At 59.6% G+C, this 13,719-nt stretch carries 13 protein-coding genes; 8 read left to right on the top strand and 5 right to left on the bottom strand.

What is annotated here, in order from left to right:
• Positions 1–44: 44 nt before the first annotated feature.
• The 5 genes from ppsA (at position 45) to IGNI_RS05705 (ending at position 6,228) form a co-directional block, all read left to right on the top strand.
• A complete protein-coding gene (ppsA, locus tag IGNI_RS05725) occupies positions 45–2,510 on the top strand; it encodes a phosphoenolpyruvate synthase (RefSeq protein ID WP_012123254.1) in 2,466 nt (821 codons plus the stop codon).
• A gap of 91 nt (positions 2,511–2,601) precedes the next feature.
• Positions 2,602–3,141: a hypothetical protein gene (locus tag IGNI_RS05720; RefSeq protein WP_012123253.1), complete on the top strand. Its 540-nt coding sequence runs from the start codon at positions 2,602–2,604 to the stop codon at positions 3,139–3,141.
• A gap of 16 nt (positions 3,142–3,157) precedes the next feature.
• Positions 3,158–3,496: a thioredoxin family protein gene (locus IGNI_RS05715; protein WP_012123252.1), complete on the top strand. Its 339-nt coding sequence runs from the start codon at positions 3,158–3,160 to the stop codon at positions 3,494–3,496.
• A 91-nt stretch (positions 3,497–3,587) separates the two neighbouring features.
• Positions 3,588–5,276: a glutamate--tRNA ligase gene (locus IGNI_RS05710; protein ID WP_012123251.1), complete on the top strand. Its 1,689-nt coding sequence runs from the start codon at positions 3,588–3,590 to the stop codon at positions 5,274–5,276.
• 13 nt (positions 5,277–5,289) lie between these two features.
• Positions 5,290–6,228, top strand: a complete 939-nt coding sequence (locus tag IGNI_RS05705; RefSeq protein WP_012123250.1) for a UDP-N-acetylglucosamine--N-acetylmuramyl-(pentapeptide) pyrophosphoryl-undecaprenol N-acetylglucosamine transferase — start codon at positions 5,290–5,292, stop codon at positions 6,226–6,228.
• Here IGNI_RS05705 and IGNI_RS05700 read toward each other — a convergent pair.
• On the bottom strand, positions 6,204–7,538 hold the full coding sequence (locus tag IGNI_RS05700) for a digeranylgeranylglycerophospholipid reductase (protein WP_012123249.1): 1,335 nt from the start codon (positions 7,536–7,538) through the stop codon (positions 6,204–6,206). The genes IGNI_RS05705 and IGNI_RS05700 overlap by 25 nt on opposite strands.
• A 97-nt stretch (positions 7,539–7,635) precedes the next feature.
• Between IGNI_RS05700 and IGNI_RS05695 the strand changes: the two genes are divergently transcribed.
• On the top strand, positions 7,636–8,628 hold the full coding sequence (locus tag IGNI_RS05695) for a radical SAM protein (protein WP_012123248.1): 993 nt from the start codon (positions 7,636–7,638) through the stop codon (positions 8,626–8,628).
• Here the strand turns inward: IGNI_RS05695 and IGNI_RS05690 are convergent.
• A complete protein-coding gene (locus IGNI_RS05690; protein ID WP_012123247.1) occupies positions 8,606–8,881 on the bottom strand; it encodes a 50S ribosomal protein L44e in 276 nt (91 codons plus the stop codon). The two genes, IGNI_RS05695 and IGNI_RS05690, sit on opposite strands and share 23 nt — an antisense overlap.
• Before the next feature lie 119 nt (positions 8,882–9,000).
• Here IGNI_RS05690 and IGNI_RS05685 point away from each other — a divergent pair, with 119 nt between their 5' ends.
• Positions 9,001–9,546 (top strand): ZPR1 zinc finger domain-containing protein, encoded by a 546-nt coding sequence (locus IGNI_RS05685; RefSeq protein ID WP_148202265.1) that lies wholly within the window; start codon positions 9,001–9,003, stop codon positions 9,544–9,546.
• A gap of 40 nt (positions 9,547–9,586) precedes the next feature.
• Here the strand turns inward: IGNI_RS05685 and IGNI_RS05680 are convergent, their stop codons facing one another.
• Complete coding sequence (locus IGNI_RS05680) at positions 9,587–9,916, bottom strand: hypothetical protein (RefSeq protein ID WP_012123245.1); 330 nt, start codon at positions 9,914–9,916, stop codon at positions 9,587–9,589.
• A gap of 38 nt (positions 9,917–9,954) precedes the next feature.
• A complete protein-coding gene (locus tag IGNI_RS05675; RefSeq protein WP_012123244.1) occupies positions 9,955–10,773 on the bottom strand; it encodes an S-methyl-5'-thioadenosine phosphorylase in 819 nt (272 codons plus the stop codon).
• An 89-nt stretch (positions 10,774–10,862) separates the two neighbouring features.
• Here IGNI_RS05675 and IGNI_RS05670 point away from each other — a divergent pair, with 89 nt between their 5' ends.
• A complete protein-coding gene (locus tag IGNI_RS05670; protein ID WP_012123243.1) occupies positions 10,863–12,026 on the top strand; it encodes a trans-sulfuration enzyme family protein in 1,164 nt (387 codons plus the stop codon).
• Here the strand turns inward: IGNI_RS05670 and IGNI_RS05665 are convergent.
• Positions 12,019–13,713 carry a molybdopterin oxidoreductase family protein gene (locus IGNI_RS05665; RefSeq protein ID WP_012123242.1) on the bottom strand — a complete coding sequence of 565 codons (1,695 nt, stop codon included), beginning with the start codon at positions 13,711–13,713 and terminating at the stop codon, positions 12,019–12,021. The genes IGNI_RS05670 and IGNI_RS05665 overlap by 8 nt on opposite strands.
• Positions 13,714–13,719 lie beyond the last annotated feature (6 nt).

The raw sequence follows: 13,719 nt of genomic DNA, 5'->3' as shown, positions 1-13,719 counted from the left end.
GAACCCTAAAAAAGGAGGGGCGGTAGGGCGGGAAGGGGCGCGCCTTGAGCGAGGACAAGGTCAACAAAGTAGTATTGTGGTTCGAAGAAATTACTAAGGACGACTTGCCCTTGGCCGGGGGCAAGGGCGCCAACCTCGGCGAGCTCGTACACGCCGGCATACCGGTCCCTCCCGGCTTCGTGGTCTCCGCCAACGCTTATAGGAGGTTTATAAAGGAGACTGGGCTCCTAGACAAGATAAACTCCATGCTCGCGGACGTGGACGTGAGCGACGTTAAGGAGCTGGAGAAGGTCTCCGAAGAAATTAAGAAGTTAATAATCGAAACCCCCATGCCCAAGGACATGGAAGAGGAGATAAGGAAGGCTTACAGGGAGCTCGCTAAGAGGGTGGGCGTGGAGCCCGATAAGCTCAGGGTGGCCGTGAGGTCCTCCGCCACCGCGGAGGACTTGCCCGACGCCTCCTTCGCGGGGCAGCAAGACACCTACTTGAACGTGATAGGCGAGGACTCCGTGGTGGAGCACGTCAAGAAGTGCTGGGCCTCCCTCTTCAACGCCAGGGCGATAGCGTACAGGGTTAGCAAGGGCATCCCTCACGAGAACGTGGCTATGGCGACCGTGGTCCAGAAGATGGTCAACGCGGACAAGGCCGGAGTGATGTTTACTTTGGACGTGAGGAACGGTGACCGCGACAAGATCACTATCGAGAGCTCGTGGGGCCTGGGCGAGGCCGTGGTGGGAGGCAAGGTCACTCCGGACACCTTCATAGTGGACAAGAGGGTCGTTAAGGAGCTTATAGACAAGGACCCCACTGAGGTGAGCGAGGAAGATTTGAAGAGGATGATCTTGGAGAAGCACATAGCTAAGAAGGAAATCGCCATAGTATTCGACCCCGAGAAGGGAGGCACCAAGGAGGTCCCGCTGCCGCCCGAGAAGGCGGAGGCCCCCTCCCTAAACGACAGGGAGATCTTCGCGTTGGCGAAGATGGGCGTCAAGGTAGAAGAACACTACGGGAGGCCTATGGACATAGAGTGGGCTATAGACAAGGAAATGGAGTTCCCCAAGAACGTGTTCATGTTGCAAGCTAGGCCGGAGACGGTCTGGTCCGCAAGGGAAGAGGTAAAGGTGAGGCCCGAAGAAGAGGAAGAGGAGGTCGAGCACGTGGAGGCCGAGGTCCTCGTCCGAGGTCTTCCGGCCTCCCCCGGGATAGGGATAGGCACCGCTAAGGTTTTGTTCGACCCCAAGAAGGACGCTGACAAGTTCAACGAGGGCGACGTGCTGGTAACTAAGATGACCGACCCCGACTGGGTACCCTTGATGAGGAAGGCGTCCGCAATAGTAACCGACGAAGGGGGCATGACCTCCCACGCGGCTATAGTATCTAGGGAGCTGGGCATACCGGCCGTGGTGGGCACCAAGGAGGCTACCAAGAAGATCCAGAGCGGCACCGTGGTGACTGTGGACGGTTATAGGGGAGTAGTTTACAAGGGCAAGGTGAAGTTGGGCGCGGAGAAGAAGGAGGAGAAGGCCGAGGCCGCGGGCTTCGGCATACCTAAGGAGGAGCTGCGCTTCCTCTACCCGCCCACCGGGACCAAGATCTACATGAACTTGGGCGAGCCCAACGCCATCGACCGCTACAAGGACTTGCCGTTCGACGGGATAGGACTCATGAGGATCGAGTTCATAATAACGGACTGGATAGGCTACCACCCGCTCTACCTAATAAAGGAAGGCAAGGAGACCTTCTTCATAAACAAGCTGGCCGACGGCATAGCGAAGGTCGCCTCCGCCATATACCCGAGGCCCGTAGTGGTTAGGTTCAGCGACTTCAAGAGCAACGAGTACAGGGGGCTGAAGGGAGGGGAGGAGTTCGAGCCCGAAGAGAGGAACCCGATGTTGGGCTGGAGGGGCGTGTCTAGGTACATCCATCCCAAGTACGAGCCCGCCTTCCGCTTGGAGGTAAGGGCGATAAAGAAGGTGAGGGAGGAGTACGGGCTGAAGAACGTCTGGGTGATGCTGCCGTTCGTGAGGACCACCTGGGAGGTAGAGAAGGTGCTGAAGATAATGGAAGAGGAGGGACTGAAGAGGAGCAGGGACTTCAAGGTGTGGATAATGGCAGAGGTCCCGAGCGTCGTGCTCCTCGCGGACCAGTTCTCCCAGCTGGTGGACGGCTTCAGCATAGGCAGCAACGACCTCACCCAGCTGGTGTTGGGCGCCGACAGAGACAGCGACTTGCTAGCTAAGATGGGCTACTTCGACGAGAGGGACCCGGCGGTGTTAAAGGCTATAGAGATGCTCATCAAGACCGCCCACAAGTACGGGAGGACCGTAAGCATATGCGGACAAGGCCCCAGCGTCTACCCGGAGCTGGTGGAGTTCTTAGTGAAGACTGGAATAGACAGCATAAGCGTCAACCCCGACGCCGTGGTGAGGACCCGCTACATGGTTGCCGGAATAGAGAGGAAGGTGATGTTGAACAGGTTGGCGGAGCTCGAGGAGAGGCTCCGCCAGTGATTCTCTCCCGCAAAACGTTTTTGGATCTCGAACGTCCCTTCTCGCACGGTGAGCGAAGACGAGGAAGGGCTTCGCGCTCATCTCGCTGCTATTGATAGCGTCGGCCCTCGCTTCCTTGATAGCTCTGACGCCGCTGGCCGAGGCCGGTCGGGGGCCCGTCAACGTGTTGAGGATAGTCAAGGTCTTCTGGGCCTTCGACGACTACGGCAAACCCGTGGTCGTGCTGGACTTGGAAGTCGAAGGCGAAGTGCTCGTCAAGGGCGTGGAGAGCCCTTGCGCCGGGACCTTGAAGCTCGAGCCCGGGACGGCGACGGGCGAGAAGGGGAAGAAGATGAATTCCTTGGACCCCTTAGACCCCATGTACCCCGGGGTGGTGCACCTAAACAAGGACGCGGTTATCTCCATAGGCTGGATGATCAGAGAGGACGTAGGCGTGGGGAGGTGCGAAATTCACGAGGTTTATACCGACGACGGGAGGCTCAAGTTCTCCCCGGAGGGGGTTACGCTCTACACCGGCAAGTACTTCATAGTTTTGAGGTTAAAGAACTTCGACTTCGAAGTGTTCTCTAAGTGCGAGGGCAAGGTTCTCTTAGAAGGGTCAGAAAAGCCCTTTTCGGTCACTTTGGGGTGAGGCACTAGGGAGCTGCTTGATAACCAGCTACGAAGAGTTCGAGGAGAAGATCAAGGAGGGGGTAAGCGTAGTGGTGTTCACCGCGGAGTGGGTGCCGGCCAGCAAGAGGCTGGTGGAGAAGCTCGTAGAGTACCTAGAGAACTTCAAGGTTAAGGTAATAGAGGTCGACGTGGCCATGGCTCCGAGGGTTATGAGCGAGGAGAGGGTGTTCATCATACCTACGGTTAAGGTCTACTTAAACGGCAAGGTAGTCATAACGCAAGAAGACACCACCGGGAACGTGGCGGTGGACGCGGAGCACTTGAGGAGGGCCTTGAAGGAAGTGATGAAGAGGAAGGGGGTACCCCTGCGCTAGTAATCGGGGGAAGGACCTCGTCGACTCCCAACAAGTATAGGGGCTTAGGGAGTTTTAGGACCTCCCCGGGACCCTTCAGAGGGAAATTAGAGTGGACGTCAGGGAGCTGGCCCTCAAGCACGCCTTGAGGAACGCCTACCTCCACGGCGGCAAGGCCCAGCTCAAGCCGGTGGTCACTGCGGTCCTAGCGGAGAGCCCGGAGCTCCGCCCTAAGGTTAAGGAGATAATACCAATAATCAAGGAAGTTGTAGAAGAAGTTAACAGGATGAGCTTGGAGGAGCAAGAGAGGATCTTGAAGGAGAGGTTCCCAGAAGCGTTGGAGGAGAGGAAGAAGGAGACTAGGAAGGGCTTGCCCCCTCTCCCCAACGCGGAGAGGGGCAAGGTCAAGACCCGCTTCGCCCCCAACCCCGACTTCTACATGACCTTGGGGAACGCGAGGCCCGCAATAATAAGTTACGAATACGCCAAGGCCTACGAGGGGAGGTTCGTCCTTCGCTTCGAGGACACGGACCCGAGGACCAAGAGGCCCTTGCCGGAGGCCTACGAGGCCATAAAGGAGGACTTGAGCTGGTTGGGGATAGGGTGGGACGAGGAGTACTACCAGTCCCAGAGGATGGAGGTTTACTACGGGCTCTTGAGGGAGCTCGTGAGGAGGGGAGGGGCTTACGTCTGCACTTGCCCCCCGGAGGAGTGGAGGAAGCTCAGGGACGAGGGCAAGCCTTGCCCCCACAGAGACTTGCCTCCGGAGGAGCAAGAGGAGCTGCTCGACCAAGTGCTAGAGGGCAAGTTCGGCGAGGGCGAAGCGGTGGTAAGGGTCAAGACCGACTTGAGGCACCCGGACCCCTCGGTTAGGGACTGGGTGGCGTTTAGGATAATAGACACCTCCAAACACCCCCACCCGCTAACGGGCGACAAGTACGTCTTGTGGCCCACCTACAACTTCGCCGCGGGGGTGGACGATTACCTAATGGGCATAACTCACGTGCTCAGGGCCAGGGAGCACAGGCAGAACACGGTGAAGCAAGAGTTCTTGTACAAACACTTGGGATGGACCATGCCTACGGTAATACACTTCGGGAGGCTCAAGCTCGAGGGCTTCGTGCTCTCCAAGAGCAAGATGAGGGAGGCCGGCTTCAAGGGCGACGACCCCAGGGCAGCGACCATAAGGGGGCTGAGGAGGAGGGGCTTCGCCCCGGAGGCGATAAGGGAAGTCATGCTGAGCGTCGGGATAAAGAGCAGCGACGCGAGCATAAGCTTCGCAAATTTAGCAGCCGAGAACAAGAAGGTGATAGACAAGAAGGCCTACAGGGTGATGGCAGTGGAGGACCCCGCGCCGGCCAAGCTGCTGGCCCCAGAGCCCTTGGAGGCGGAGCTCCCGTGGCACCCGACGGAGGGCTTGGGGTCTAGGAAGTACTCGGTGGAGCCCGGGGAGGTGGTCTACTTGGAGAGGGCCGACTTGAGGAGGGCGAAGAGGAGAGGCGGGCTGAGGCTCATGGAGTTGGCCAACTTCAAGTACAAGGGCTTTGACGAGGACGAGGGCGTCTACTTACTCGAGTTCGAGAGCAAGGAACTGGACAAGGAGAAGGGCTACGACATAGTCCAGTGGGTCAAGGACCCCAAGGGGGCTATAGTCTGGAGGCCCGGGGAGAGGAAGTCCTTTGCCTTGGTGGAGCCAGAAGCCCTCAAGTTGGAGGGCTGGGTACAGCTGATTAGGAAGGGCTACGCCAAGGTGGACGGGGTGGAGGAGGACACCTTGAACTTGATATACCTCCACGAGTGAAGGGTGTTCGGTTTTGAAGGCCCTCGTGGTGGGGGGCTTCGGGGGGCACGCGGGCCAAGCGTTCGCGATAGCTTACTGGCTCAAGGAGCTCGGCTCCCCTCCGGACGTCCTAACGGTCAAGGGGACGGAGGGGAGGTTCCGGGGGGTGGCGGAAGAGGTCATCTCGACCGAACAGCCGGTGCCGGTGGGCGAGGCCCGCCCCTCTTTGAGGAGGCTCCTCAAGGCCTTGATAGACTCATTAAAGATAAAGAAGTATGACGTAGTAATCTTAAACGGGAGCAACTTCGCCCTGGTCCCCGGCATAACGCAGAAGCTCAAGGGGGCCAAGGTGGTCAACGTAGAAGTTATAGACGCCGTAGTCAAGCCCACCAGAGCCGCCAAGCTCGCCTCCGCGTTCTCGGACTTGAACGCCTTGCACTGGGAGGAGCAGAAAGCCGCGTACCCGAAGAGGTCCAAGGTGTTCGGCCCCGTCCACGAGCCGAGGCTTTACGACCCCTACGACGGCGGCTACGTCTTAGTGACGGCCGGCAGCTTGGGTTACGAGGAGCTCTTCGACGCTGCTGCCCAAGCCTTCGGGGAGCGGGCGGTCCTCCAGACCGGCAAGGTGCCGCCGGAGAAGTACGAGGGGAAGGTTAGGGAGGCCTTCTCCTTCTCCTTCGAGTTCCACAAGTGGCTCGCGGGGGCCTCGGCGGTGGTGACCACGTTCCCGGGCTCCACGGCCGCCGTGGCTGCGCTCGCCTACGGGAAGCCCACGGTATTAGTCATCAACCCTCACTTGAAGAGGGGGGCATCGCCGGAGAACGCGGTCCCCTACGCTAGGAAGATAGGGGCCGTTTTGAGTGACTTGAAAGGGTTGAGGGAGGCGGTCGAGAGGGCTAAGGGCGTGCTCAAGCCCTCCTACCCGGAGGGGGCCAAGGAGTTGGCGCGCTACTTGCTCAGCTCCTTCCTATAGCGCTCGAAGGTCTCCGAGACCCTTTCCCTCCACTCCTCGAAGCCCTCCGGGGTCTCCGGGTAGTCCTTGTAGAGCTGCTTGACCTCCTTCATGTACTCCGCCACGGTCTTGAGCTTGGGGAGCAAGGAAGGCTTCCCGAGGGCCCTTATCACCCTGCCCAGCTTGTCCAGCGCGGAGACCCTCAAGTCCCCCTCCAGGGAGGCCTTGAGCAAGTCCTCCTCCTTTATTATTCTGTTTTTCATCCCGTAGTTTATCTCGTCGTCAGTCAAGGACTGGAGGAAGACGCGGAAGACGTCCAAGGCAGCTTGCTTCGCGCCGTAAGCGTCCATGAAGTCCTTGTTGTACTTCCACAAGTTCTCGACTGTGGGCTCCTCCTCAAGGGCCTTCACTGCGGTCTTGGCCAGCAAGTAGGCCCCCAGCATGCCGGAGCCTATGCCGCCGCCGTGGATGGGGTTCACTTGGTACGCCGCGTCGCCGGCCGTCGCGAAGCCGTGGGCGACCATGGTGTCCAAGGGCCTCCTCGTGGGCACAACGCCTCCGCCGGCGTGCTCCACCTCGCCGGGGAACCTGGGGGCCAAGTACTCGTGGAAGTACCACATGGGGTCCTTGTGGCCCACCCCGCCTTGTACCCCTAGGCCCAAGTTGACCCTAGCTCCCCCGCGGTAGGGGAAGAGCCACCAGTAGCCTCCCGGGGCCTTCTGCTGGCCGACGTATATCCTTATGTACTTGTCGTCCTCTAAGGGGGTCGTTATCCTCCTTATCTCTCTGTAAGCCACGGCGGTGTCCTTGGGGTCCAAGGGCTCGGCCACGGGCCAGCTCTTCGGTAAGGCCCTCCTCACTACGTAGGCGACCCCGCTGGCGTCCACCACGAGCCTCGCCCTCACAGTCTCCACCTTGCCGTCCTTGCGAACGGTCAAGCCGACGACTTTGTTGTCCTTCACCACGGGGCCTAGAGCGCGGGTCTTGAAGGAGAACTCCGCGCCCGCCTCCTTAGCCATGTTATACAACCACTCTCCGAACTTCTTCCTGTTGAGCATGTAGCCCTCTCCGGGGACGGTCCACACGGTCTCCTCGTCCGGGGAGTATATCTTGGCCCCCACTATGTTCCCGTCCACCGCCTCCTCCGGGGGGTTGCCTATGGGAATCTTCTCGAAGTACTCCTTGCTTATCGCGTCCCCGCAGACCTTGGTGCCCACCTCCTCCTCGGCCTTGAGCTCCACCACTAGGACCTTGTAGCCGGCCTCGGCTAGGAACTTGGCGGCCACCAGCCCGGTGGTCCCCGCGCCCACTACGACGGCGTCGTATTCCAAAATCTCGGACCCGGGCTGCGCGGCGCCGGGGGAAGGTTAGAAGCGTGTTGTCCCCGCTTCATTAATCCTCCTCCGGACGCCGTCACAAGGAGCGGAAATGAAGCTGAGGAGCATAATATGGATCTTGACCGGGAAGTGCAACTTGGACTGCAAGCACTGCTACGCCAAGAGGTTCCTAGACCCCTCCAAGTGGGGGCCGGAAGTGGGGAGGGAGGAGGTCGAGAGGGTAATGAGGGAGGCGTTGGACTTGGGGCTGGAGTGGACTAACTTCAGCGGAGGGGAGCTGCTCTTCTTCAAGCCTTGGGTCCTCGAAGTCCTAGCGGACTTGTCCCAGAGGGGGGCGGACGTCAGCTTAGTGACCAACGGGATGTTCGTAACCAAGGAGAGGGCCCGGTACATGGCCGAGAACGGGATCTTCGCTTACGTCTCCTTGGACGGCGACAAGGAGTCCCACGAGTTCTTGAGGGGCAAGGGCACTTGGGAGGCCACCTTGAGGGGGATAAACAACTTGAGGGAGGCCGGGGCCGAGTTCGCGCTCGTCATGGCGGTGGGGAAACACAACTACTCCAAGGTGGGCGAGTTCGTGAGGACGGCGAGGGCTCTGGGGGCTTCGCACGTAGCCATAATTCCCATAATGCCCTTCGGGAACGCCCTCAAGAACGGAGTATACGTGGGTCGCGACGAGTTCGTAGCCGCGTTGAAGTTGTTTGAGGAAGCGTTGGAAGAAAACGAGATGAGGGGGAGCGTGTGGTGCGCGCCTTGGGCGAAGTACGTAGTTAAGAGCAAGAGGGTGAGCGCGGGGAACTGTAGGAAGGCGTCGGGCATGGACATAGGCCCCGACGGGTGGACCATGCTCTGCGACGTGTTAGACTTCAAGATAAACGACGTCAAGGGGAGGCCGTTGGAAGAGGTGTGGGAAGAGTACTTGAGGCACCCGTTGGTGAGGAGGGTCTCCTCGCCCCCTCCCGGAGGGTGCGAGTGCCCCTACTACAAGAACTGCATGGGAGGGTGCTTCGCGAGGGCGCTGGCCTCCGGGGCAGGGTTCGAGGGGGACCCGCTGTGCCCGCTCAGACGAGCTCCAGCTTCTTGAGCCTCCCGAAGTTGTACATCAGCGTGTAGCCGCAGTTCTTGCACCTCAGCTTTACCACTTGGTTCTTGGTGACCTTGGCGAACCTCTTCTGCTCCGGCTTCCTCTGGGAGCCGTAACCCTCTTGCTTCCTCCTGTACCTCCTCTCTCCTTGGGCCAGCGCCCTCCTCTTGCCGTGCTTGTACAAGCTCACCGCGTGGGGCGTGTGGGTCTTACAGCGCGGACAGTACCTAACTATCTCCTTGGGGACCTTCACTCTTCCTCCCCGAGGGCCCCAAGCGGGAGCGAAAAATAAGGGCACCGCCCTCCACTCAATACCTCCCATGGGTCGCCCGGCTGGGGTTGGACGGGTTGGAGCTCCCCGAGGGCGCTAGCGTGAAGCTGTTGAGGGAGGAAGTGGTCAAGTGCCCGGTGTGCGGCAAGGAGAGCATGAAGGTGAGCATATACTCTTACGACATGCCGATGATAGGCCCAGTAATAATGGTGGTGGGCAAGTGCTCGGAGTGCGGGTACAAGTTCGTAGACATAAGAACTTGGGAGTCCAAGGGCGACCAGAAAATAGAGTTCAAAGTGGAGGACGAGAAGGACCTAAACACTTTGGTCCTCCGCTCCTCAACCGCGAGCTTGGAGATACCGGAGCTCCAAGCGGAGCTCACCCCGGGGCCGGCGTCCCAAGGCTTCTTGACCACCGTGGAGGGCGTGTTGCAGAGGTTCAAGGACATAATAGAGTACTTGTGCAAGGACGCCCACGACGAGAAGGAGAAGGCCGAGTGCGAGAAGAGGTTAGAAGTTCTTAAGGAGATGTTAGAAGGGAAGAGGAAGTTCACTATAATAATAAGGGACCCGGAAGGGCACAGCAAGATAGCGAGCGAAAAGGCCAAAGAGGAGGTCAAGAGGAGCGAGGAGGGGATGAAGAAATAGCCCCCTCAGCGAGCGGTGAGCTGTACGGTGGCAGTCCGACTCATATCTTCTTCTCCAAGGCTTTCAACGCGTCCTCCAAGGCTTCCTTCCGCTCGTCCCCCTCGCTCATTATAGCCCTCAAGGTGAACACTGCGGTCTTGTATAGGGTCCTAACGTCGTTCTGTAAGGAGTCCACGTTCTGTTCGCACCTCTTAACCCTCTCTTTCAAGTCCTCCAAAGTCTCCAATATGTAGACCAAGACCTCGTTTATGTCGTGGTGGTGATGATGGTGATGGTGGTGGTGCTCGTGAGCGTGTTCCATCTCTATCTCTTCTTGGATCTTCATCATGCTCTCTTCGTCCTTGGGTAGGGTCATCCTCCTCCTTCCCAACTCCGCGACCCGTTGGCGGGGCTAGGAAACGGGGTTTATTAGAGAAGGGCCGTCTCCAGCGAGTTGCAGCAGCTGCACCTCTCCGGCTCCTCCGGCAACTTGGGGATCAATGAGTACAACAGCTTCTTAGCGTTCTCAGTGTTCCTCTGCATGGTTTCTATGACCTCCTGCGCGGTCACCGGCCTCTCCGCCCACACGTCGTAATCGGTCACCATCGCTACGGTGGCGTAACACATCTGCGCCTCGCAAGCGAGGTTGACCTCGGGCACCAAGGTCATCCCTATTACGTCGGCCTTGAATACCTCCTTCCAAATCCTGCTCTCCGCCTTCGTGGAGAACCTGGGTCCCTCTATGCAAACGTACGTCCCCTTGTCGTGGACCCTTATCCCCAGCTCCTTCGCCGTCTCGTACGCGAGCCTCCTCAAGTCCTCGCAGAAGGGCTCGGCCACGCTCACGTGGGCGACCACGGGCCCGTCGAAGAAGGTGTACTCCCTCTTTTTGGTCATGTCTATGAACTGGTCTGGGATTACGAAGTCGCCGGGCTTGTAGTCCTCCCTCAAGCTGCCCACGGCGGAGACCGATATAACCCACTTGGCCCCCAAGCTCTTGAGGGCCCATATGTTGGCCCGGTAGTTGACCTTGTGGGGAGGTATCTTGTGCCCCCTGCCGTGGCGGGGCAGGAAGGCTACCCTCTTACCCTTGAGGGTGCCTACTATTATGTTGTCGCTCGGCGGGCCGTAGGGGGTGTAGACCTTGAGCTCCTTGACGCCCTCCAGTATTTCGGGGTCGTAAAGGCCGGAGCCCCCTATTATGGCTACCTCGACCCTCTCTCCGGGCTCAGGGGGGAAGGCCGGCAAGGCTCAGCTCCGGGCTCGCTGGGGCCCAAAGCCTTTTTGTGCGTCCGGCCGGAGGCCCTTGAAGATAGCCATGCGCGGGGGTGATGGCGATGGTGTTCGTAGAACCGCCGGAGGACTGGGAAGAGGAGACCAGACTAGTTCACGGGGGAGAGTATAGGGACTCCGAGACGGGTTCCATAGTCACTCCTATCTTCGTCTCGGCGATATACAAGTACCCGGAGGGGAACCCCTACGGCTACAAGTACGCCAGGAACTCCAGCCCGACTATAGAGGCCTTGGAAAGGAAGGCAGCAGCCGTAGAAAGGGCCGCGGAGGCCGTTGCCTTCTCCAGCGGCATGGCTGCCATAAGCTCCGCCGCCATGGCCCTCCTCAAGCCGGGGTCCAAGTTGGTCACCACTAAGGACATTTACGGGACGAGCTACGAGTTCTTCACCACGTTCCTTAGGTCGTACGGCATTGAAGTGGACGAGAGAGGGGTGGGGGAGGGGGTGCTCGAGAGGATAGACAAGAATACCGACGTGGTCTTCGTAGAGACCATAAGTAATCCTTTGCTCATAGTCCCGCCCGTGGACGAGATAGCTAAGGCTTGCGAGGAGGTCGGGGCCAAGCTTATAGTTGACAACACCTTCGCCACCCCGATAAACTTCTTGCCCTTGAAGGTTGGGGCCTACGGGGTCGTGCACAGCGCCAGCAAGTACTTGGCCGGCCACAACGACGTCTTGGGAGGTATATTCGCCACCAACGATAAGAAGTTCGCACTCAACTTGAAGAACGTGAGGAGGATGCTAGGGGGCATCCCCGACCCCCAGCAAGCTTACTTCATAATAAGGGGCCTCAAGACCTTGCACGTGAGGGTCGCCTACCAGAACGAGGCCGCCCTGAGGATAGCGAAGTTCTTGAGGGACCACCCGAAGGTTGAGAGGGTTTACTACCCTTGCTTGGAGGAGCACCCCAGCTACCCGGTGGCGAAGAGGCTCCTCAAGGGCTGCGGAGGGGTGGTGAGCTTCGAGGTTAGGGGCAACGGGTTCGACGCGATAAAGGTCATGAAGAAGGTCAAGGTAGTTCAGAGGACCGCCTCCCTCGGAGGGGTGGAGAGCATAATAACTCACCCCGCCACCATGACCCACCACACCGTCCCCCCCGAGGTGAGGAAGGAGCTCGGGATAAAGGACAACTTGCTGAGGTTGAGCGTTGGCTTGGAAAACGTGGAGGACTTGGAGGCCGACTTGGACCAAGCCTTGAGCTCTATCTGAGGCACCTCACCTTTACCTTGGCGGCCTTGTAGACCGGCGTCCCGGTCGGCTCCCTGGGCTCCCACGGTATTACGGCGTTTACCTTCAGGCCTAGGTGGTTGAAGAACGCGAGGACCATGCCTTTGGGAACCCTCTCGCTGACCCGGACCTCCCCCTCGACGCAGCGGCCGGTCTCCTCGGAGCAGACCTCCACCGCCTCGCACCCGGGGTCCTCCCCGAAGTAGAACGCCTCCTTCATTGCGTGCCTCTTCATCATCTTAGTCCCCCCTTTGGTCGTCCAGAGCGCCGGGTCCCTGGCGGTGTAGAACCAGTAGCCCTCCTTCAAGTGGTAGTCCAAGAGCTTGGCCTCCGGCGGGTCGACCTCCCTCCACCCCTCGGGCTTCTCCACGTACTGGTCCTCCCCGGCGTAGAGCCGCTTCACGTCTATCTTCTTGTAGTGGTCTACCAAGCTGAAGGCTTCTTCAGTAACTTCCTTTACGTCCTTAGGAAGGTACAAGCCCAAGTACTCTGCCACCAACCTGAAGAACTCGTAAGCTCTGTTGGTACTGGTCCTCACCGCGGTCACCAAGCCGTCCCCGGAGGTGACCGTCCCGGTGGTGAAGATCACCGGGCTGGAGGGCACTATCATGTCCGCGAACACGCTGGTCTCTGTAAACTTCGGAGTTACGTGGATCACCTTCGCGTTCTCCAACGCTTCCCCCACGGCGAAAGAGTTGGGGAGGGAGGCCACCACGTTCTGGCAGTGGACCAAGTAGAAGTCCCTCGGCTCCTTGAACGCCTCCACGAGGTCGGGCCCCCTTTCGGCGGGGACCGGGAAGCCCCAAGCCTCCTCCAAGGCCTCTCTGGGGGCTGGGGGGTAGGGGTTGAGGCCCATGTCCCCCGCCCCTTGGACGTTCACCTTCCCCCTGAGGGTGGCGACGGTCCCTCCCCTCTTCAAGGTGGCCAAGATCAAGCGCGCCGTCGCTTGGTAGCCGTAGCCGGACTGGGTCACGCCCATGCCGTGGACCAAGGAGGGCCTCTCGAAGGAGTTCCAGATCTCCTTCACCTCGCGGACGTCCACCCAGTCCTCCGTCCACCGAGGCACGTCCTTCCCATAGGTTATGGAATAAATAACCTCTGAGAAGGCCAAGAAGCCCGGGCCCGGGGGAACTAAGAGCCCCTCGTCCGCTTGAAGCATGGTGAAGCTCTTCCAAGCGTCCACTACCACAACCCTCTTGGCCTCCCTCTTTATCTTGCCCCAGAAGACCGGGTAAGTCACGCTGACGTCGCTGCCCACCACCAAGACTTCCTCGAGCTTATCGCTCATCTTGAAGGGAGTTACGGGTTTGCCGAAGATCAGCTTGTAAGCCTCCACGCTCGAGGAGTGGCACACCCTCCCGCAGTGGTCCACCGCGTTGGTCCCCAAGAAGCGCGCGAGCTTCTGGAGGGCCCAAGCGCTCTCGTTTGTGTCTTCCGCGGAGCCCGCGAAGAAGGGGGCTTTGGACTGCCTAATCCACTCGGCCGCCCTCTCCGCCGCCTCCTCCAAGCTGACCTCTACGAAGAGGTCGCCCTCCCGGAGGAGGGGCCTCTCCAAGACGTTCTTGTAGTACTCGAAGGCCTCGAGCCCCTTGCCGCACACCGGGCCCAACGGCTTGCCGTCCTCCTTGAGCTTGCACCCCACTCCGCAGAAGGGACAAGGCACCGGCATTCGGGG

Source organism: Ignicoccus hospitalis KIN4/I, assembly GCF_000017945.1.
GTDB lineage: Archaea > Thermoproteota > Thermoprotei_A > Sulfolobales > Ignicoccaceae > Ignicoccus > Ignicoccus hospitalis.
The sequence above is the reverse complement of the archived record's forward strand: the minus strand, read 5'-3'. Positions and strand labels throughout refer to the sequence as shown.